The following is an 18,444-nucleotide window of genomic DNA, read 5'->3' as shown; positions in this document are numbered from 1 at the left end:
TGAGGAACTGCCCGCGGGCATCCGTTACTCCTCCGGCAACCGGCTGAGGAACTGTGCCGGATCCGGGCGCTTCTTGGGCTTGGTGGTTCTGCTGCCGTCGCTTCGTTCCGGAACCCCGCCGACATAGAGCCACCCGAGGAGCCGGTCCCGCTTTTCCAGCCCGTAGAGACGGCGGACCGCCTTGGTTTCCGTGCCCACGCCCGAACGCCACATCGCACCCCAGCCGGCGGCGAAAAGGGCGAGCTCCAGCAGGTGCGCGGCGCCCGAAGCCACCGCCTCCTGCTCCCATTTGGGCAACTTCCGGCTGCGCCGCTCGGCGATAATCGCGATCAGCAGCGGTGCCCGCGTGGCCTTCTTGCGGAAATGCTCGACCGCTTTGTCCTCCGGTTCGTGGCTCCGCTTCAAGTCACCCCGGGCCAGCGCATCGCCGACGCGCAGCCGGTCGTCACCACGGTGCGCGACCAGGCGCCACGGCCGCAGTCCCTTATGGTCGGCAACGGGAACGACGGCGGTCAGCAGCTCCCGCAGTTCGTTGTCGCTGGGCGCCGTCTCATCAACCGTGGACACGGAACGGCGCTCGGACATGGTGCGCAGGAATTCGTTGTTCATGCCTCCATTTTCGCCCGGCAATGGCACCGTGGCGAACCGGGCGTTGAATGCGTCGGCACCGCCCAACGATCGGGCCGGGATTCAGCAGGCCCGGTGGGCCCCATCTGCGGGCTGGACCTCGAAAATATCCGGCGTCGTCCACCCCGCCCGTTCAAATCCGGCCAGCACGGCCGCCCGCACGGCTTCGACCTGGTCCACGGGGGTGAGCGCAATGGCTGAACCGCCAAAGCCGCCGCCGGTCATCCGCGCACCGATGGCGCCATTATTGCGTGCCGTTTCGACAGAGAGATCGAGCTCCGGGCAGGAAATTTCAAAGTCGTCCCGCATGGAAACATGGCTCTGGTCCAATAGTTCCCCGATCGCGGTTGGTCCCTGTGTCCGCAACACTTCCACGGTTTGCTGGACCCGTTCGTTTTCGGTAACCACATGCCGGACACGGCGGAAGGTCTCTTCATCCAGCTGGCCGGCGGCGCCGTCGAGCTCCGGCGCGGTGACATCCCGCAGCGAATCAACTCCCAATTCGGCAGCACCGCGTTCACAGGAGGCACGCCGGGCCGCGTAGCCGCCGGTGGCATGGGAGTGCGAGACCTTCGTATCGATAATCTGCAGCACGAGCTCCGAGCCGGCCAGGTCGAGCGGCACCAGTTCGGATCCATACGAGCGGCAGTCGATAAAGACGGCCGAACCTTCCTGCCCCAGCAGCGACGCTGATTGGTCCATAATTCCTGTTGGCGCGCCGACAACCTCGTTTTCGGCCCGCTGGCCAATCAACGCAAGCCTCGTCCGGGACAGCCCCGCATCGGCCAAATCGTTAATGGCGACGGCGACGGCGCACTCAATTGCCGCCGACGACGACAGTCCGGCACCGACTGGGACGCTGGAGTCGATGAGCATGTCGAAGCCGCCAAGGTTCACTCCGGCTTCTCGCATCGACCAGACCACGCCCAGTGGATACGCCGACCAGCCGCTGACGGTGCCCGGTCCGACGTCGTCGATATCCATGGTGGCTGGTGAGCTGCCGGCGAAGGTGGACGCGACCTGGATCTTGCGGTCAGTGCGGGCGCGCACGGCCACCCGGGTCCGCCGGTCGATGGCGAACGGCAGGACGAAGCCGCCGTTGTAGTCAGTGTGCTCTCCGATCAGGTTCACCCTGCCCGGGGCGGACCAGATGCCTTCCGGTTCAGTTCCGAACTGTCGGCCGAACTCTTCGGCGAGCCGGTCGAGGGAGTTGTTGGTGTTCATTACTTCACTTCCCGCAGCCGCCGGGCAACATCCTCCGGCGTCGTGTCATTAATAAAGGCGCCCATGGCAGCCTCCGAACCGGCCAGGAACTTCAGCTTGTCCTCCGCGCGGCGCGGCGAGGTCAGCTGCAGGTGCAGGTAACTGGCCGGACGGAGCCGCTTGTCGAGCGGTGCCTGGTGCCAGGCGGATATATACGGAGTGGGCGTCTGGTACATCGCGTCGAACCGGCCCAGCAGGTCCAGATACAGCGTGGCCAGTTCCTCGCGTTCGGCTCCGCTGAGCGCAGCCAGATCCGGGACCTGCCGGTGCGGCACCAAGTGGACTTCCAACGGCCAGCGTGCCGCGAACGGGACGTAGGCGCTGAAGTGTTCGCCTTCGCGGATCATCCGCGAGCCGTCTTCGCGCTCGGCCGCGAGAATGGAACCGGTTAGCGTCCTGGTGCCGTCGGCGTCGTCGTAATATTTCCGGGCAGCCTCAGCCATCGCAACCGACTTGGCGGGGATGTAGGGGTAAGCGTAAATCTGGCCGTGCGGGTGGTGCAGCGTCACTCCGATGTCAGCTCCGCGGTTCTCGAACGGAAACACCTGCTTCACGCCATCGAGCGCCGACAACGCCTCCGTGCGCTGGGCCCAGGCGTCAATCACTGTCAGTGCCCGCTCTGCTCCGAGACCGGCGAACGAACCGGTGTGCTGCGGCGTAAACGCCACGACCTCGCAGCGTCCGAATGAGGAGCCGTGGGTGCCCCAAACCGGCTGCTCCGGGACAGGCCCGGTGGCCGGACCGAACGAGGGGAAGCGGTTTTCGAAGACTGCGACATCGTAGTCCGCGGCCGGGATCTCCGACGGGTTCGCGTCGGTTGTCGGACACAGCGGGCACTGGTCCGCAGGTGGCAGATACGTGCGTGTCTGCCGGTGCGCAGCGATGGCGACCCAGTCATCATTCAGGGCGTCGTAGCGCATCTGTCCGGTGCTGCCACGCGGATCCAGCGGGCGCCGATCGCGGGCCAGCTCCGCGTCACGGTGCCGTTCGGCGGACGCCTCGGTTTCGTCGAAATAGATCAGCTCGCGGCCATCGGCCAGCTGCGTTGGTGTCACCAGGGTCATGCGGTTTCCGTTCCATTCGTCATCTCAGGCCTCGGGTTTGGTTCTCATTGCGGCGCTTCGTTCGGTATTTGGCGCCGTTGCCACGTCATCAGTGGTCAGGATCCGGGCCACGGCTTTCCGGTATCCATCGCCCGCCGCGCCCGCCGGAAGCCGGTCCGTGACGAGGGTATCGACGTCGTCCAGCGGAAGGATGCCCGCCAGCGCGATAATGCCGAACTTCGTATGGTCGGCCAGCACCACCAGCTCACTCGTCGATGCCGCGAACGCACGATTGGTCTCGGCTTCATGCATGTTCGGTGTCGACAGCCCGCGTTCGGGTTCGATTCCGTGCACGCCCATGAAGCACATATCGAAGTGCAGAGTCCGGATGGCGTTTGTGGCGACGGGTCCCACCAGGGCCTCCGACGGCGTCCGCTCGCCACCCGTAATGATGACGGTGGCGGTACCCGGTCCGGACCCGTACATCCCCGCCGCCGGCCCGGACCCGTACATCCCCGCCGCCGGTCCGGAACCACCAGCGGCCCCCGAATACAGCGAATCGGCGACCTTCAGCGAATTCGTCACGACGGTCAGTCCCTCGACCGCACCCAGCTGCCCGGCCAATTGGTACGTGGTACTGCCGCCGGTGAGGGCAATGGTCATGCCGGGGGAGAGGAGCCCGACGGCGGCACGGGCGATCGCTGCCTTGGCCTCCTGCTCCCGGTCCAGATTCCGTTCAAACCCGGGTTCGACGGCGGTGAAGGCCTGGATCCGGCTGGCGCCTCCGTGGATCTTGCGGAGCAGCCCCCTGCCGTCGAGCGTCTCAATATCCCTGCGGACCGTCATCTCGGAGACGCCAAGCGCTCCGGCCAGCTCAGTCACCCGGACCGCCTCGCGCGACTCGAGTTCGAGGACAATGCGGTGATGCCGTTCAGGGGCCAGCATTGTCGTCCTCTCCAAGCAAAAGCAACAGAAATCAACCAAATCCTAACATAACCGAAAAACCATACGCCGGTTGTGGGCGGAATTTCCTTAGCGTAAGAGATTGAACTGTGGCTGGCGATCTCCGGTACCGTGGTTCCATGGCGGAGCATGCAGAGCGGGACGGGCGGACGTACGCCACCGGCCGGCAATACGGAATTTCCCGTGGTGATGCCCGCGCGGTGATTGCTGAACTTGCCGGCGGAATCCGCTCGTTCCAACGCGGCGGAATCGACCTGACCGAGACCTATTCCGATGACCGGATTCCACCAGCGGGCTCGGGAATCATGCTCGCGCCGTGGCCTAACCGGATCCAGGACGGACGATGGACGCTCGACGGCGGCGGGCAGCAACTCGACATCACAGAAGTGGCAAGGAACAACGCCATTCACGGATTGCTCCGCAACGCGGGCTACCAGATGCTCGACCGCACGGACTCAAGCGTCCGCCTGGCAGCGACGATTTTCCCGCAGCACGGCTACCCGTTCAAAGTCGAACACCGGGTGCAGTATGAAATCGACGAGGATCTCTCGCTCACCGTCACACAGGAGTTGTACAACTCCTCGCAGGCGAGCGCACCCTTCGCCCTTGGTGCCCATCCGTATTTTAAGATCGGCGATGTCCCCACGAAGGACCTCAACTTGACGGTCAACGCCGCAACCCGGTTGCTGACCAACGAGCAGCAAATCCCGCAAGGCACAGAGCCGGCGTCGGGCGTTTTCGATTTGAGGGCCGGCCGGCGCGTTGGCGACCTCGACCTGGACACGGCCTATACCGACCTCGACTTCACCGACGGCAAGGTGCACCACACTCTTTCCGCCGCCGACGGACGCAGCGTCAGCCTGTGGGCCGGTGGTGCCTTCCAATACACCCAAGTGTTCGTCACGGATCAGTTTCCCGGCGTCGAAAAGGCCGTGGCGATGGAGCCGATGACCGCGCCGGCGAACGCATTCAACTCCGGTGAGGGCCTCCGCTGGCTCGAGCCGGGGGAAAGTTTCAGCGCCAGTTGGGGTATCAGCGCCGAACTCGGCTAACCAAACCCGAAGACGAACACCGTCAAATTGACACTCAAGAACAAGGAAATGAGGCTACAAACAGTGACTCCAGCAGGCGGGTTGCCCGTAACTCTGGCCGACGTCGAAGCGGCCCGCACCCTGCTTAAGGGCGTCATTGAGCTGACCCCGATCGAGAATTCGCGTGCCCTCGGCAGGCAGTCCGGCTCAGAGGTGTACTTCAAGTGCGAGAATCTGCAGCGGGCCGGATCCTTCAAGGTCCGCGGCGCCTATGTCCGGATGGCCAAACTCAGCGCGGAAGAGCGGGCCCGCGGTGTCGTCGCTGCCTCTGCCGGAAACCATGCCCAGGGCGTCGCTGTTGCGGCCAGCAAGCTGGGCATCAAGGCCAGGATCTTCATGCCCGTCGGTGTGGCCCTGCCCAAACTTGCCGCCACCCGCGGCCACGGGGCAGAGGTGATCCTGCACGGACACACCGTCGACGAGGCGCTCGCGGAGGCCCAGCGTTACGCCGACGACACCGGCGCCGTCGTCGTGCACCCCTTCGACAATGTCGACGTCATTGCCGGGCAGGGGACCATCGGTCTGGAAATCCTCGAACAGGTCCCGCACGTGGACACCATCCTGATGGGTGTTGGTGGCGGAGGGCTGATGGCTGGCGTTGCGGTCGCCGTTAAACAGCGCGCGAAGGAGCTGGGCAAGGACATCCGGATCATTGGAGTCCAGGCGGAAAACGCGGCAGCCTACCCGCCGTCGCTCGCCGCCGATGCGCTTGTGCCGCTGCAGCGGGTTTCCACGATGGCGGACGGTATTGCCGTGGGCCGGCCGGGCCAGCTGCCCTTTTCCATCATTAAGGAACTTGTCGACGACGTCGTGACCGTCAGCGAGGATGCCCTCGCCCGGGCCCTGATTTTCCTGCTGGAACGGGCGAAAATGGTGGTTGAACCTGCCGGGGCTGTCGGCGTTGCGGCGCTGATGGAAGGGAAGATTGAGAATCCGGGGACCACCGTGGCGGTGCTCTCCGGAGGCAACATTGATCCGATGCTGATGCTGAAAGTCATTCAGCGCGGACTATCCGCCGCGGGCCGGTTCATGACCATCCGGATGATGCTCGATGACCGGCCGGGTTCGCTGGCGACAATTTCACGCATTATTGCCGAGTCGGATGCCAACGTCACCGGTGTGGACCACACCAGGCTGGGCGGCTCGATCAGCATGGGCGACGTTTCCATCACGGTGGATATCGAGGCGAAGGGCCACGAGCATTGCGAGTTCGTGCTTGAACGCCTGCGGGCGGAGGGCCTGCACCCGATCGTGGTGCACTAGCACGCACCAAGGCTACTTCCGGCGCCAAAGCCAGTACCGCCGTCGTCCACCACCTAAACCAAAGGTGATGAACGACAGCAGCACGGTGAGGAAAATGAAGGTTGGCACAATCCCCGGACGGGTATTCATCCAGGGATTGCTGAAACCGATGATGATGAGCACGATCGTGACCACGCCGCACACAATGGATGCGATAAACAGCGTCTTCACGAGCCGCGACATCGGGCGGAACTCCTTCACGGGAGTGAGTGCTAGCCGGCGAAGGGCTTGGCGGAGACGATCTCCACCTCAATGTCCTTGCCGCTCGGAGCCTTGTATGATCCCTTTTCCCCGGCCCGCATGCCGTGGATCGCTGCGCCGAGCGGGGACTTTTCGCTGAATACCTGCAGGTCGGTCTCGCCGGCAATCTCGCGGCTGCCCAGGACAAAAGTCTCTTCGTCGCCGGCCACCTTGGCCACCACGAGCATCCCGGGTTCAACGACGCCGTCGTCGGCAGGGGACGCGCCGACGTGTGAGTTGCGGAGGAGGTCAGTCAGATGGCGGATGCGGGCCTCGATCTTGCCCTGCTCTTCCTTGGCGGCATGATAGCCACCATTCTCCTTCAAATCGCCCTCGGACCGCGCTTCTTCGATCTTCTTGACGACCTCAATCCGGCCGGGGCCGGACAGGTGTTCCAGCTCGGCTGTCAGCCGGTCGTGGGCTTCCTGGGTGAGCCAGGCTACGGATGATGCGTCAGTGGTAGACACGACTTCTCCTTCGATACTGCTCGGACTGAACTGATCAGTCCAGCGCGGTGACTGCTGAGAGGTGCCCTGTTTTCTCAAGGCCCTTCATGCAAACACCCGCCGGCTGTCCTCGCTGCACATTCTGAGCAGCGCCGGAAGCGGCGGGCGAACGTTATTAGAACCATTTTAGTGAGTTTGGGTGAGAAACCCAACAGCAGGAGCCAAAACCATACCGGTGCGTCGGTTTATTACCAGTGTTATTCGACGATCCAGCAGGAATTGACTCCGCCGGACACACCGAGGGATTCGGTCCGCACCGAGACGCGTTCCGCCGTCGTGCGGCCATCATTAACGCCCTCGGTTTCCGGCGTCGGGCCGATGGTTGCAACCTTCCAACCCACAATTGCGAAGCTGGAGTTGAGCACCTGCACCGCGCACTGCGCCGTCGCCTCCGGATCCTTGGTGACACGGAACTCCACAAAGGCCTGGGTCGAGTCCGTCACCTGGAATCCGACGTCCTTCGATGTGACCGCGGGCGTGGACGAAAGTACGGTGAAAATCCCCATCAGGATGACGCCGGCCAACAACCCGGCGCTGATAATGATTATCCGCGTACGGCGGGACAGGCGCCGCTTGGGTGAGCCATAGCGATTGGCTAGGCTTGAGGGTGAGGATTGCTCGGAGGAAGTCTGTGTGGCGCTCACGGGTGGTTTCTTCGCGGTGGTGGGTTTGGTTCCACTTTACCGCGTCTTATCGCCATGGATTTTCAGGAGGATTTTCCTTGTCCCAATCGACAGAGTCTCTGTCTGCCCCATCCGGTTCCGGCCCCGACACGGGCCTGCGCCTGCTGGCCATCCACGCGCATCCCGACGACGAGTCGAGCAAGGGTGCGGCGGTGATGGCAAGCTACGCGGCCGCCGGAGTGGAAGTAATAGTCGCCACCTGCACGGGAGGCGAACGCGGCTCTGTCCTTAATGCGGAAGTCGCCGATGACCCGCATGCGCTGCGTGATCTGGCTGGACTTCGCCAGATCGAAATGGCCAACGCCGCCGCCGCCCTCGGGGTGGAGCAGCGCTGGATTGGGTTCGCTGACTCCGGACTGCCCGAAGGCGACCCGTTGCCGGAACTGCCGTTCGGTTGCTTCGCCCTGCAGCCGCTTGAGCGGGCCACGGCACCGCTGGTCCGGCTTGTCCGCCAGTTCCGGCCGCACGTCATCCTCAGCTATGACGAGAACGGCGGGTATCCGCACCCGGACCACATCATGGCGCACAAAGTCGCCGTCGAAGCGTTCAGGGCGTCAGGAAACCCGGAAGCGTATGAAGGAACCGGCGAACCATGGGAGCCGCTGAAGCTCTACTACGACCGGGCCTTCAACCCTGAACGGTTCCGCGCCCTGCACTTCGCCCTCGAGGAAGCCGGCCTCCAGTCGCCGTATGCGGAACGGATCGCAGCGTGGGCCGAGGCCGACGCCGAAGGCCACCAGGCGATGCCCGCCGGGCACAAGACGACGACCCAGATCGACTGCGGCGATTTCTTCGAGCACCGTGAACGAGCCTTGCTGTCGCACCGGACCCAAGTGGCGCCGGACGGGTTCTTCTTCGCCGTTTCGGCTGACATGCAGCGCCGGGTCTGGCCGTGGGAGGATTATTCCCTGATCGAGTCGCGGGTGCAGACGGAACTGCCGGAATCGGACTTCTTTACGGGCATACGATAGAGACAGCCGTTACCGGCCGCTCGACCAACAGAAAGACTTTAAGTGCGTAATTTGATGGTGTTCCTGGCGACGACTGAACCCTCTCCAGGGGGAGATCTGCGCGAGGGACTCGATCCTGAAGCCGTCACTCCCGGCACGCTCGGCTTCCTGGCCACACTGTTCGTCGTCGTCATCACATTCTTCTTGATCCGCGACATGACCAAACGCGTCCGCCGGGTCCGCTACCGCGAGCAGGTACAGGAAGAGGCCGCGCGCGCAGAAGCAGCAGCAGCGGAGGATAACGACGGCGGCACTGCAGCGGGCGGTCCGGCTGCGGACGATTCCGATGCGGACGATTCCGCTGCCGATGGGCGCCATGAACATGACGGCCCCGAATCCAACCGGAGGAACTGATCCTTCATGAACAGGCTGGCCGGTGAATCTTCGGCGTATCTGCGGCAGCACGCGGATAACCCGGTCCACTGGTGGCCTTTTGGCGACGACGCCTTCCACGAGGCAGAGCAGCGCGACGTCCCGGTCTTCCTCTCGGTAGGCTATGCCGCCTGCCACTGGTGCCACGTGATGGCAGGCGAATCCTTCGAGAACGAGGAGGTCGCCGCCTACCTCAACGAAAACTTCGTCAGCATCAAGGTTGACCGGGAAGAGCGGCCCGACGTTGACGCCATCTACATGAGCGCCACGCAGGCCGTAACCGGCGAGGGCGGCTGGCCGATGAGCGTCTTCCTGACCACCGACGGCCGGGCCTTTTACGCCGGAACCTATTTCCCGCCGTCGCCCATGCCGGGACGGGCCTCTTTCCGCCAGGTGTTGGAGGCGGTGCACGAAGCGTGGACGCAGCGGCGGGAGCAGGTCGAATCCAGCGCGAAGCAACTCGCGGCACAGCTTTCCAAGAGCCTGACCGTCAACCGGGACCTGATCGGGTCGCTCGCCGTGGAACCGCAGCCGGAGACTGCCCACAATGATGACGCGGTTGAGCGCCGGGCTGCGACGTTCGAGGATGCGCTCAATGTCCTGTCCGGCCAGGAGGACGTCGAGTTCGGCGGCTTTGGCAATGCCCCCAAATTCCCGCCGTCGCCGGTTCTCGACTGGCTGATCCGGCACGCCGACTCCAGGCGCGGCGCATCCCGCTCCGCTGGCGACAGTGGGGCGGAGCGTCACGACGACGAAGCGGTGCCCGACGACGGCGCTGCAGGAGAGGATGCCCCGGCGCGGTCGGCCGCCATGGCGTCACGGACGCTCGAATCCATGGCGACGTCGGCACTATTCGACCAGCTCGAGGGCGGCTTTGCGCGCTATGCGGTGGACCGGAAGTGGATGGTGCCGCACTTCGAGAAAATGCTTTACGACAATGTCCAGTTGCTGCGCCTTTATGCCCGGTGGAGCAGGCTGGACGGAGGCGGTGAGTTCGCCGGACGGATCGCGGTTGAAACGGCCGAATGGATGCTCGCCGACCTGGCCCTTGACCCTTCCGGCGCCTTCGCGTCCTCACTCGACGCCGACACGGTGGTCGGCGGCGTCCATGAAGAAGGGGGAACCTACCTGTGGACCCGGGCGGAATTGGAATCCGTGCTGGGGGCGGACGGCTTGGTGGTGGCGGACATGATGGGCATTACCCCTCGTGGGACCGTCTCAGCCGAGGGCTCGGCCCTGCATCCGGGACAGCGGCTCAGCGCTGAGGAGGAGCAGTTGTGGGAGCGGGTACGGCCGCGTCTGCGTGAAGTACGACGACGTCGTCCCCAGCCGGCGCGGGACGAAAAGGTGGTTGCCGGGTGGAATGGGATGGCCGTTGCCGCCCTCGCCGAGGCCGGCATGATCCTTGGCCGGCAGGACTTTGTCGCAGCAGCTGAACGCACCGGGCGCTATCTCGCAGAGGTTCATCTGGACGACGGCGTGCTCAAGCGTGTCTCGCATGACGGCAAGGCACAGGGGATCGGCGGACTGCTGGAGGACTACGCCTTCTGCGCCGAAGGCTTCTTCACCCTCTACGCTGCCACCGGGAACACCGACTGGTACGAGCTGGCCGGGCGGCTGACCTTGACGGCCGAAGAGCGCTTCGTCGTCGATGGGCAATTGCGCGACAGCGGAGGTGAATCGTCCCAGTTGTGGAACGCACAAGGCCGCAGCGCCGCCGTCGACCCCCTCGACAGCCCCACTCCGTCAGGTGCCGCCGTCTTCGCCCAGGTGCTGATCACGTACGCCGCGTACAGCGGATCACACCGCCACAGGGCATTGGGCGAAGGCATCCTTGGTTATGTCGGACCACTGGCCGGACGGGCACCCCGTGCAGTCGGCGGAGGACTGGCCGCCCTTGAGGCCGTCGACGCCGGACCCCTTCAGGTTGCCGTGACCGGGGCGGAAGGACCGGAAAAGGAAGCGATGGTCCGTACCGTTTGGGAATCTTGCTCGCCTGGACTTGTCCTCGCCGTCTCAGGGGCAGACTCAGGTTCAGGGGCGGGCATAGACCCAGGCGCTGTCGTGCCTCTCTTGAAGGGACGTCCATCGGGTCCTTCCGGCGCCGCGCGGGCATACGTCTGCCGGGATATGGTGTGCGATCTGCCCGCGGATTCCGTGGAAGCGCTGCTCGAACAGCTTGGCCGGAAAACCTAGGACCCCACGCTGAGTACCGCCATCATAATCGCCACAAAATGGGCAGCGAAGGCAGCGACGGTGAAGGCGTGGAAGAGCTCGTGGAAGCCGAATTGCTCCGGACTCGGATTGGGCCGCTTCAACGCGTAGAACACCGCTCCGGTGATGTACAGCACGCCGCCAACGCAGATCAGGATGGCAACAGGCGGGTTGGCTGCGAAGAAGTCCGGTATGTAGAACAGGGCGCCGAGGCCGAGTGCGATGTAGACCGGAACATACAGCCACCGCGGCGCTTCCAGCCAGAAGAGGCGGAACAAGACGCCAAGAACTGCTCCACTCCAGATCAGCCACAACAACAGGATCGCAGAATCCCGGGGCAGTAAGGCCCAGGCCAGCGGCGTGTAGGACCCCGCGATGACCAGCATGATGTTGGTGTGGTCCAACCGCTTGAGGATGGTGCGGATTTTTGGCGACCAGTTACCTCGATGGTAGACGGCACTGACGCCGAAGAGAAGGATGCCTGTCACGGCGTAAATCGCCGATGTGACCTTTCCTCCAGGCGTCGGCGCCACAACCACCAGAACGATTCCGGCAGCTATCGCCAGAGGGGTAGCTCCGGTATGCAGCCAACCGCGCCACTTTGGTTTGATATTCAGAACATCGGCAACTTTTTCGACGGACTCTTCAATCGGACCATCGGAGGATTTGCCGGAACCGCATTCGTCAGCGGACTTGCTGGTGCGGGAGCCGTAAGTGGACTTGCTGGTATGGGAGCCGTCAGGCGATTTGCTGGGGCCGGAATCGTCAGGGGACTTGCGGGAACCGGATCCGTTTGGCGCGTTGCGGCTCATGGCAGAATTCTAACCGACGACGGCGTAGGTTACCGCGGAGTAGCCAACGCTCCGGCGGGATGACCAAGCCAACCGCACCGGCGTCGGCCATGATAGGCGCGAACTACCGGGCGCCGGACCCGGGGCGGTACGGTAGGAAACAGTGTCGAAAATGTCCCGCCGGCCTGAACCGGCAGAGAGCCAGGTGAAGCAAAGGTGAAACTGCCTGGACTGCTGTATGACGTCTACGAGAGGCGGCTGAGCAAGTCGTTGCCACCGGACAGGATCCCCGGACACATCGGTGTCATGGTGGACGGGAACCGCCGCTGGGCAAAAATCTCCGGGGCACCAACCCGCGATGGGCACCAGGCCGGCGCCGAGAAAATCCACGAATTCCTTGGTTGGTGCAATGAGCTCGGAGTCAAGGTCGTAACCCTCTACATGCTCTCCACCGACAACATGAACCGCTCCGCAGAGGAACTCGACCAGCTGATGGGTATCATCGCCAACACGCTGGACCGGATCGGTGACGACAGCAACGTGCGCGTGCATCCCATGGGCGCCCCCGAACTGCTGCCGGAGTATCTGGCCGAGCGGCTCAGCTCCCTCGCCGCACGTACCGCCGATGCCACGGGCCTGCACGTGAACGTGGCAGTGGGCTACGGCGGACGAAGGGAAATTGTCGACGCCGTACGCGAGTTGCTGCACGACGCCGAGGAAAAAGGCCGCTCGATGACCGAGCTGGCCGACGAACTGACCGTGGAGCACATCTCCGAGCACCTCTACACCAGAGGCCAGCCAGACCCCGAGCTGGTCATCCGCACCTCGGGGGAACAGCGGCTGTCGGGCTTCCTGATGTGGCAGAGCGCCTACAGTGAGTTCTACTTCTGCGAAGCGCTCTGGCCGGATTTCCGCCGGGTGGACTTCCTCCGCGCATTACGGGATTACGCCCGCCGGCAGCGCCGGTTCGGGTGCTGAGACCCGCTGTTCATGAGCTGTCCGGTCGCCTAGTTCATTCCGCAGCCAGGCACCGGTGCCGAGCCATCCGCCGTCGGGCGTGTTGATACGCCGTTCACCCACAATTGAATTCGACACACCCGCCAGTTCATTCCGCAGGCCGTCGGCCAGGCGTATTCTCGGTGCTATCAGTCAGCAACACCGCAGACTGTCGGGAGGCCACCGTATGCAGCGCAAACCAGCGCCAGTAACGTCAGGGGCCGTGCCCGGCCCCGCGGCCGCACCGTGTCAATCGCCCCTATCGATTCCGGGCGCGCACGCCCGGGACTGGAGTCGACGTGGAATCTGAAAAAGCACAGTCCAGGATCAAGCAGTCCAACACAGGGACCGGCCGGCAGACAAAGGATGATAGTAAATCCGACGTCGCGGCCGGTCTTTCTGTTTCTGCTGTCGCTGACAAAACCTACGTGCTGGATACTTCTGTACTGTTGTCCGATCCGCGGGCGATCATGCGCTTCGCCGAGCATGAAGTCGTTCTCCCGGTGGTGGTTATCACCGAGCTTGAAGGCAAGCGCCATGACCCCGAACTCGGCTACTTCGCCCGCAAGGCCCTTCGGCTCCTGGACGAGCTCAGGATCGAACACGGAGAACTCAACCGGGCGATCCCACTTGGGGAAGAGGGCGGATCGCTGCGTGTCGAGTTGAACCACATCTCCGCCGAAGTGCTGCCGGCCGGGTTCCGGTTGGGTGACAATGACACGAGGATTCTTGCCGTGGCGAAGAACCTCTCAGATGAGGGCCATAACGTCACGGTGGTCTCCAAGGACCTGCCCATGCGCGTGAAGGCCTCGGCGATAGGGCTGACGGCCAATGAGTATCTGCATGAGCAGTCGAAGGAATCCGGGTGGACCGGCATGGCTGAACTGGATGTGGTCGACGACGACGTCAACAACCTCTATCAACATGAACCCGTTTTTATCCCGGCCGCCGCAGAAATGCCCGTGAACACCGGGCTCGTACTGCTTTCCAGCAAGGGATCCGCGCTCGGAAGGGTCGGCGCGGACAAGCAGGTACGGCTGGTCAAGGGCGACAGGGATGTCTTCGGACTGCACGGACGCTCTGCCGAGCAGCGCCTCGCCATCGACATGTTGATGGATCACGAGGTCGGCATCGTCTCCCTCGGCGGCAGGGCCGGCACCGGCAAATCCGCCCTCGCGCTGTGTGCCGGGCTTGAAGCGGTCCTTGAGCGGCGCGAGCATCGGAAGGTTGTAGTTTTCCGGCCGTTGTATGCCGTCGGCGGCCAGGAACTGGGCTACCTCCCCGGTTCCGAATCGGAAAAGATGAACCCGTGGGCTCAGGCAGTTTTCGATACCCTCGGCGCGCTGGTCTCTCAAGAGGTCGTGGAGGAAGTCATGGACCGCGGCATGCTTGAGGTGCTGCCGCTGACCCACATCCGTGGACGCTCCCTGCACGACTCGTTCGTGATCGTCGACGAAGCTCAATCACTGGAGAAGAATGTTCTGCTGACGGTACTCTCCCGGATCGGCCAGAATTCCAAAGTGGTGTTGACGCACGACGTCGCGCAGCGTGACAACCTACGGGTCGGCAGGCACGACGGGGTGGCCGCCGTCGTCGAAACTCTGAAGGGACATCCATTGTTCGGGCACATTACGCTCACCCGTTCTGAGCGCTCGCCGATAGCGGCGCTGGTAACCGAATTGCTGGAAGGAGCGGAAATCTAGCGATTCGCCTCCAACGGCCCGTCCGGCTATGGCACCAAGTGACGAAGTGGCGGCCCGTCGTGCCGTTGCCGAAGCTTGCCAAGTGGCCGGACGGGCCCTGATAGCGGACCGACGGTTAGAGCCCGAGAAACCGCGCGACGTCGTCGTGCCCGTGAACAATCAATGACCAACTGGGGCGGACGTAGTCTTCCCTGTCGAGGCGGACCCGCCGTTGCTCACGCAGCTCGCCATCACGGACGGCAACCCTCGTCACTCCATTGTCCCGATAGCCGAGCTTGCGCGAAACACCCAGCGAGGCATGGTTAAACGGCGCTGCATCCGACTCCGCAACCTCTGCGCCCAGGTAATCGAATGCGTAGGCCATCACAGCCTGGCGCATTTCTGTGCCGATTCCATGGCCCTGCCTGGACATGGTCAGCCAAGACCCGCTTCGGACCGTCTTCAGAACGGGGAAGTCCGTGGTCATGAGTTCCTGCACGCCGGCGAAATCCCCATCGATCCACACGCCGAAATTGATGATCCACTTATTCGGCGAGACGGCAGCGCGGGTCTGCCAGAAGTACTTGAGGGTCTCCTGAGTGAGCTCCTCGCCCTTGGCATCTGTCCACGGGTAGGAGAAAGGCATGATCGCGGGGTCGTGTATACCGGCGTGGGCAGCAGCAATCAGGTGGGGCAGGTCCGCATCCGATACTGGACGCAGTTCCAGCCGTGGGGTGGTCAGCTTGAGGCCGAAAAGAGGCCACAGCGCAGGTAAAGTGCTCACCGGCCATTCCTACCACGTCTGCCGGGCGGGCAGGTGGCGGCGCAGCACGATACGCCGGGCGGGCAGGCTTCGGCGCAACATGGCGTTCATGTTCCCCACATCAAGTAGTCTCGAATAATGGTTTGGCGGCTCTCTGATCTCTGGCAGAACAGCATCGCCGCATTCATCCTGGTGCTGCTCGCCGTCGGGTATTTTGTGGTTATCGCCGTTCGTCTCACCCGGATCGATCTCCGTGAGCACCGGCTGCCCAATAAGATCATTTTCCCTGCCTACCCTGTGGCCGCGGTACTACTAGGTGTGGCCAGCGCGCTGATGGGCGACTGGTGGGGGCTGCTCCGGATGGTTCTTGCCGCTGCCGCATTGTGGGTTTTCTACTTCGCCCTGCGCTGGGTCTATCCGCCTGGAATGGGCTACGGGGACGTGAAGCTGGCAGGAGTGTTGGGCATTTACCTGGGCTACCTCAGTTGGGGACACGCGCTCCTTGGCAGCGCTGCGGCGTTTGTTCTGGCGGGAATTACCGGAACCGTCCTTCTCCTGACGCGCAGGGGAAATCTCAAGACGAGGATTCCCTTTGGGCCATTTATGATCCTGGGAACGGCCCTCGTGATGGCGTTCGTGCCGGTTCCGGAGTTCACAGCCACGCCCACCATCCAATAATTCGCTGACGCACTGACGGACGTGGCGACGGTCCCGACTCCCGACATGGTGGCTAACGTTTTCGTCTTCTAGCTACAGTGATGCAATGCCTACTCCCGAGTTTGTCCTCGAAATGCGAAAGAAGATCGGACACGATCTCCTATGGCTGCCCGGCGTTATTGGGGTGATATTCAACGACGCCGGCCAGGTGTTGTTGGGACAACGATCAGACAATGGCGTGTGGACATTGATTACAGGCATGCTGGAGCCTGGCGAACAACCGGCCCCAGGTCTTGCCAGGGAAGTGCTTGAAGAGACGGGAGTGATCGTCGAGGTCGAAGCGTTGATTGACGCTCGGGCCGACAGACCTGTCGAATTCGTCAACGGCGACCAAGTGCAGTTTCTCTCTCTTACCTTTCGATGTCGGGCGGTCTCCGGTGAGGCAAAGGTTGGCGATGACGAGTCGCTAGATGTCGGCTGGTTCCACCTCGACGATCTTCCGGAATTACCGGATTACCATTTGTCCCGTCTCCAAACAGCCCACAGTTGGAAGGACCCGGGTTCTGAAACGCAGTTCGTGCGTTAGGGCCACTGAGACCTGCGAACAATCAATGAGACCCGTGGCCTTGCCCACCGCTCAGGTCCCGCTTTCTAACGCCGCTGGAGCAGTCGGTGCTGGTTTCAGAATGGTGGCGGGGTTTGGTCGTGGTCCCAGGTTTCGGTGGTGTTTGCGGTTTTGTTGTTGTTTTTGGGGTCCCAGGGGTCGAAGTGGTGGCCGTTGCCGGTGGCGTAGCGTTGGGCGTCTTTGCGGCTGGTGAGGACGGGTCCTTCGGGTTTGGATGTGTAGGTTCGTCCTGCTGGTGATGTGACGGTGATGGTGCCGTCTTTGTCTTGGGTGTCTTTCCAGCCGCAGGCGGTTTTACGGAGATGGTGCATGGGGCAGTAGCCTTTCAGCGATTCGTAGTCTGTTTTTCCGCCTTCGGCCCAGGGCGTGGTGTGGTCGAGTTCGGTGAAGCGTGCGGATCGGTTGCAGCCCGGTGCGCGGCAACATCGGTCGCGGATATTGATCATTTTTTTCAGGTCGGCGGGTACTTTGTAGGTGGTTCTGCCGAAGGAGATCATCGCCCCGGTTTCGGGGTGCGTGAGGATCCGTTTGAATGAGGGAGCGTTCGCGCATAGTTTTCGGGCGGTTTCGTCGTCCATGGGTCCGAAGCCTTCAAGCTCAGCCGGCTCTTCGGGTTTGATCTGCTCGTAGTTGGGCAGGTGTGGTTCTGCCACGGCCTGACCGGAGGGAGCAGTGCCGGTTGAGCCGGGGGACGGATTCCCACCCCTGCCACGATCGTTGTTGTTGTCATCGTTCAGGCCCGCAATTGGTCCATCTGGGATCGGCCCGGCGCCGAGGAGGAGGTCGGTGAAGACGTCGGCACTCAGTTGGGCGCTGGTTCGTTCCTCGTCCGGGGAGCGGAGGGATCGGGCGGCGGCGGTGATGCGGTTGAACGCTGCGGTGGCGGCTTCGGCGGGCAGGTAGGCGCCGAGCCAGGCCATGCCGTCTTCGGCGGGCTGGAACCAGGCCCTGCGGTCGCAGGCGGCTTTCTTTTTCCGCCGGGCGCCGGATTCGGGATGCATCCGTTCGCGCAGGCGCTTGGCCTTGCCGGCCAGCTTCGGCCGGGGCAGGCCGGGAGCTTCGGTAAGCACTTCCTTCTCGAATTCGGGTTGGGCGTCTTCGGGGAGGGTTTGTGCCTGATCGATGATGACCATGGCCTGATCCCGGTTCAGCGCCCCGGTTTCGAGGCGGTCGAGCGTGGCGGGGAAAGAGCCGACCAGTTCAGTGCTTTCGAAGATGAGTTTCTGCGCTGTCTTCGTTGCTAGGGTCAACGCCCCGCTGACTTCGCCCTCGACGTTCATCCGGGCCAGGCGTTCGGCGTTCCGTGACGGGCCGGCGGGATCGGGCTGGGGGACCGTGCCGGCGGAGGTTTCGCAGAGCCGGGTGACGAGGCGGGCTTTGAGTCCTTCGGCCCACGCGATGAGCTGCCCGGCCGAGACCAGGGCCATGGTGGCTTCATCGAACGACAAGGCCCCGGGGACCACGTCGCCGAGGGGTCCGGCCAGTTCGGGCAGCTCGAAGGCACCGGTGGGAGCGCCGTCGCTGTTCCCGCCGTTTGGTGCTTCCTCGTTTGCCATACCTTCAGTACACCAGCCGCCACTGACATTATTCGAAACCCTGTACGCTATCGAATAACG

General features: G+C 63.4%; 19 protein-coding genes. 9 read left to right on the top strand and 10 right to left on the bottom strand.

Annotation, left to right across the window (positions count from 1 at the left end; genetic code table 11):
* Nucleotides 1–24: 24 nt before the first annotated feature.
* The 4 genes from ACX80B_RS04475 to ACX80B_RS04460 all read right to left on the bottom strand — a co-directional run bounded on the left by ACX80B_RS04475 (nucleotide 25) and on the right by ACX80B_RS04460 (nucleotide 3,878).
* Nucleotides 25–609, bottom strand: coding sequence for a nitroreductase family protein (locus ACX80B_RS04475; RefSeq protein WP_459293455.1), 585 nt, complete (start codon nucleotides 607–609; stop codon nucleotides 25–27).
* Between the two features lie 81 nt (nucleotides 610–690).
* Nucleotides 691–1,851 (bottom strand): galactokinase, encoded by a 1,161-nt coding sequence (gene galK / locus ACX80B_RS04470; protein ID WP_459293453.1) that lies wholly within the window; start codon nucleotides 1,849–1,851, stop codon nucleotides 691–693.
* Nucleotides 1,851–2,954, bottom strand: coding sequence for a galactose-1-phosphate uridylyltransferase (gene galT, locus ACX80B_RS04465; RefSeq protein ID WP_459293451.1), 1,104 nt, complete (start codon nucleotides 2,952–2,954; stop codon nucleotides 1,851–1,853). Before galT ends, galK begins: the two co-directional genes overlap by 1 nt.
* Before the next feature lie 24 nt (nucleotides 2,955–2,978).
* A complete protein-coding gene (locus tag ACX80B_RS04460; protein ID WP_459293449.1) occupies nucleotides 2,979–3,878 on the bottom strand; it encodes a DeoR/GlpR family DNA-binding transcription regulator in 900 nt (299 codons plus the stop codon).
* A gap of 137 nt (nucleotides 3,879–4,015) precedes the next feature.
* Between ACX80B_RS04460 and ACX80B_RS04455 the strand changes: the two genes are divergently transcribed.
* Both ACX80B_RS04455 and ilvA read left to right on the top strand, forming a co-directional pair.
* Entirely contained in the window at nucleotides 4,016–4,948 is a 933-nt protein-coding gene (locus tag ACX80B_RS04455) for an aldose 1-epimerase family protein (RefSeq protein ID WP_459293448.1), read from the top strand.
* 48 nt (nucleotides 4,949–4,996) lie between these two features.
* Nucleotides 4,997–6,250: a threonine ammonia-lyase gene (gene ilvA, locus ACX80B_RS04450; protein ID WP_459293446.1), complete on the top strand. Its 1,254-nt coding sequence runs from the start codon at nucleotides 4,997–4,999 to the stop codon at nucleotides 6,248–6,250.
* A gap of 12 nt (nucleotides 6,251–6,262) precedes the next feature.
* Here ilvA and ACX80B_RS04445 read toward each other — a convergent pair whose 3' ends face one another.
* The 3 genes from ACX80B_RS04445 to ACX80B_RS04435 all read right to left on the bottom strand — a co-directional run bounded on the left by ACX80B_RS04445 (nucleotide 6,263) and on the right by ACX80B_RS04435 (nucleotide 7,679).
* Nucleotides 6,263–6,472, bottom strand: coding sequence for a hypothetical protein (locus ACX80B_RS04445; protein WP_459293444.1), 210 nt, complete (start codon nucleotides 6,470–6,472; stop codon nucleotides 6,263–6,265).
* Between the two features lie 29 nt (nucleotides 6,473–6,501).
* Nucleotides 6,502–6,996, bottom strand: coding sequence for a transcription elongation factor GreA (gene greA / locus ACX80B_RS04440; protein WP_459293442.1), 495 nt, complete (start codon nucleotides 6,994–6,996; stop codon nucleotides 6,502–6,504).
* Between the two features lie 236 nt (nucleotides 6,997–7,232).
* Entirely contained in the window at nucleotides 7,233–7,679 is a 447-nt protein-coding gene (locus ACX80B_RS04435) for a DUF4307 domain-containing protein (protein WP_459293440.1), read from the bottom strand.
* A 77-nt stretch (nucleotides 7,680–7,756) separates the two neighbouring features.
* On the opposite strand from ACX80B_RS04435, the gene mca reads away from it, so the two are divergent.
* The 3 genes from mca to ACX80B_RS04420 are packed head-to-tail and all read left to right on the top strand — an operon-like array spanning nucleotide 7,757 to nucleotide 11,296.
* Nucleotides 7,757–8,689, top strand: a complete 933-nt coding sequence (gene mca / locus ACX80B_RS04430) for a mycothiol conjugate amidase Mca (RefSeq protein ID WP_459293438.1) — start codon at nucleotides 7,757–7,759, stop codon at nucleotides 8,687–8,689.
* A 42-nt stretch (nucleotides 8,690–8,731) separates the two neighbouring features.
* Nucleotides 8,732–9,082, top strand: a complete 351-nt coding sequence (locus tag ACX80B_RS04425) for a hypothetical protein (protein ID WP_459293436.1) — start codon at nucleotides 8,732–8,734, stop codon at nucleotides 9,080–9,082.
* A 6-nt stretch (nucleotides 9,083–9,088) separates the two neighbouring features.
* Nucleotides 9,089–11,296 carry a thioredoxin domain-containing protein gene (locus ACX80B_RS04420; protein ID WP_459293434.1) on the top strand — a complete coding sequence of 736 codons (2,208 nt, stop codon included), beginning with the start codon at nucleotides 9,089–9,091 and terminating at the stop codon, nucleotides 11,294–11,296.
* Here ACX80B_RS04420 and trhA read toward each other — a convergent pair.
* On the bottom strand, nucleotides 11,293–12,126 hold the full coding sequence (trhA, locus tag ACX80B_RS04415) for a PAQR family membrane homeostasis protein TrhA (RefSeq protein ID WP_459293432.1): 834 nt from the start codon (nucleotides 12,124–12,126) through the stop codon (nucleotides 11,293–11,295). The two genes, ACX80B_RS04420 and trhA, sit on opposite strands and share 4 nt — an antisense overlap.
* A 195-nt stretch (nucleotides 12,127–12,321) precedes the next feature.
* Here trhA and ACX80B_RS04410 point away from each other — a divergent pair, with 195 nt between their 5' ends.
* Entirely contained in the window at nucleotides 12,322–13,083 is a 762-nt protein-coding gene (locus tag ACX80B_RS04410) for an isoprenyl transferase (protein WP_459293430.1), read from the top strand.
* Between the two features lie 317 nt (nucleotides 13,084–13,400).
* Nucleotides 13,401–14,804, top strand: coding sequence for a PhoH family protein (locus ACX80B_RS04405; RefSeq protein ID WP_459293428.1), 1,404 nt, complete (start codon nucleotides 13,401–13,403; stop codon nucleotides 14,802–14,804).
* Nucleotides 14,805–14,919: 115 nt separating this feature from the next.
* Here the strand turns inward: ACX80B_RS04405 and ACX80B_RS04400 are convergent, their stop codons facing one another.
* Entirely contained in the window at nucleotides 14,920–15,567 is a 648-nt protein-coding gene (locus ACX80B_RS04400; RefSeq protein ID WP_459293426.1) for a GNAT family N-acetyltransferase, read from the bottom strand.
* Between the two features lie 117 nt (nucleotides 15,568–15,684).
* Here ACX80B_RS04400 and ACX80B_RS04395 point away from each other — a divergent pair, with 117 nt between their 5' ends.
* Both ACX80B_RS04395 and ACX80B_RS04390 read left to right on the top strand, forming a co-directional pair.
* Nucleotides 15,685–16,224, top strand: a complete 540-nt coding sequence (locus ACX80B_RS04395; RefSeq protein ID WP_459293424.1) for a prepilin peptidase — start codon at nucleotides 15,685–15,687, stop codon at nucleotides 16,222–16,224.
* Between the two features lie 85 nt (nucleotides 16,225–16,309).
* Nucleotides 16,310–16,789 (top strand): NUDIX hydrolase, encoded by a 480-nt coding sequence (locus tag ACX80B_RS04390; RefSeq protein WP_459293422.1) that lies wholly within the window; start codon nucleotides 16,310–16,312, stop codon nucleotides 16,787–16,789.
* 95 nt (nucleotides 16,790–16,884) lie between these two features.
* Here ACX80B_RS04390 and ACX80B_RS04385 read toward each other — a convergent pair whose 3' ends face one another.
* Nucleotides 16,885–18,384 carry an HNH endonuclease signature motif containing protein gene (locus ACX80B_RS04385; RefSeq protein ID WP_459293421.1) on the bottom strand — a complete coding sequence of 500 codons (1,500 nt, stop codon included), beginning with the start codon at nucleotides 18,382–18,384 and terminating at the stop codon, nucleotides 16,885–16,887.
* Between the last annotated feature and the right edge of the window lie 60 nt (nucleotides 18,385–18,444).

This window comes from Arthrobacter monumenti (genome assembly GCF_054511255.1).
The sequence above is the reverse complement of the archived record's forward strand: the minus strand, read 5'-3'. Positions and strand labels throughout refer to the sequence as shown.